This is a genomic window from Ferrimonas sediminicola, from assembly GCF_005116715.1.
Taxonomy (GTDB): Bacteria; Pseudomonadota; Gammaproteobacteria; order Enterobacterales; family Shewanellaceae; genus Ferrimonas; species Ferrimonas sediminicola.
The window spans coordinates 1-1,798 of sequence record NZ_SWCI01000031.1 but is presented as its reverse complement, the minus strand read 5'-3'; the positions used below and the strand labels follow the sequence as shown (position 1 = coordinate 1,798).

Below are 1,798 nucleotides of genomic sequence, written 5' to 3'. Positions count from 1 at the left end.
GCACAAGCTGTTTCTCGTTTGCATTCTCGCAAGCGCTTTCTATCTGGGATTTCAAAACCCATTGGGTGTTGTATGGTTAAGCCTCACGGGTCATTAGTACAGGTTAGCTCAACGCCTCACAACGCTTACACACCCTGCCTATCAACGTCCTAGTCTTGGACGGCCCTTTAGAGACTTCGAGAGTCTAGTGAGAACTCATCTTGAGGCTCGCTTCCCGCTTAGATGCTTTCAGCGGTTATCGATTCCGAACTTAGCTACCCGGCAATGCCACTGGCGTGACAACCGGAACACCAGAGGTTCGTCCACTCCGGTCCTCTCGTACTAGGAGCAGCCCCTCTCAATTCTCAAACGCCCACGGCAGATAGGGACCGAACTGTCTCACGACGTTCTGAACCCAGCTCGCGTACCACTTTAAATGGCGAACAGCCATACCCTTGGGACCGACTTCAGCCCCAGGATGTGATGAGCCGACATCGAGGTGCCAAACACCGCCGTCGATATGAACTCTTGGGCGGTATCAGCCTGTTATCCCCGGAGTACCTTTTATCCGTTGAGCGATGGCCCTTCCATGCAGAACCACCGGATCACTATGACCTACTTTCGTACCTGCTCGACGTGTCTGTCTCGCAGTTAAGCTGGCTTATGCCATTGCACTAACCGTATGATGTCCGACCATACTTAGCCAACCTTCGTGCTCCTCCGTTACTCTTTGGGAGGAGACCGCCCCAGTCAAACTACCCACCAGGCACTGTCCCTAACCCCGATTCAGGGGCCCAGGTTAGAACATCAACACTACAAGGGTGGTATTTCAAGGTCGGCTCCACAGCCACTAGCGTGACTGCTTCAAAGCCTCCCACCTATCCTACACATGTAGGGTCAATGTTCAGTGCCAAGCTGTAGTAAAGGTTCACGGGGTCTTTCCGTCTAGCCGCGGGTATACGGCATCTTCACCGCAAATTCAATTTCACTGAGTCTCGGGTGGAGACAGCGTGGCCATCATTACGCCATTCGTGCAGGTCGGAACTTACCCGACAAGGAATTTCGCTACCTTAGGACCGTTATAGTTACGGCCGCCGTTTACCGGGGCTTCGATCAAGAGCTTCTTCCGAAGAATAACCCCATCAATTAACCTTCCGGCACCGGGCAGGCGTCACACCGTATACGTCCACTTACGTGTTTGCACAGTGCTGTGTTTTTGATAAACAGTTGCAGCCACCTGGTATCTGCGACCGCCGATAGCTTAGGGAGCAAGTCCCATCACCGTCAGCGGCGTACCTTCTCCCGAAGTTACGGTACCATTTTGCCTAGTTCCTTCACCCGAGTTCTCTCAAGCGCCTTGGTATTCTCTACCTGACCACCAGTGTTGGTTTGGGGTACGATTCCTTCTTACCTGAAGCTTAGAAGTTTTTCCTGGAAGCATGGCATCAACCACTTCAGTGCCGTAGCACCTCGTCATCAGCTCTCAGCGTATGTGTACCCGGATTTGCCTAAGTACACCGCCTACAACCTTAAACGCACATCCGATAGTGCGCTGGCCTAGCCTTCTCCGTCACTCCATCGCAGTAAGAAGAAGTACGGGAATATTAACCCGTTTCCCATCGACTACGCCTTTCGGCCTCGCCTTAGGGGTCGACTCACCCTGCCCCGATTAACGTTGGACAGGAACCCTTGGTCTTCCGGCGAGCGGGTTTTTCACCCGCTTTAACGTTACTCATGTCAGCATTCGCACTTCTGATACGTCCAGCATGCCTCTCGACACACCTTCAACCGCTTACAGAACGCTCCTCTACCATGCACA

At 52.9% G+C, this 1,798-nt stretch carries 1 rRNA gene; it reads right to left on the bottom strand.

The annotated features are described in order from the left end of the window. Positions 1-72: 72 nt before the first annotated feature. Positions 73-1,798 (bottom strand): 23S ribosomal RNA (locus tag FCL40_RS18350); the annotation flags it as partial.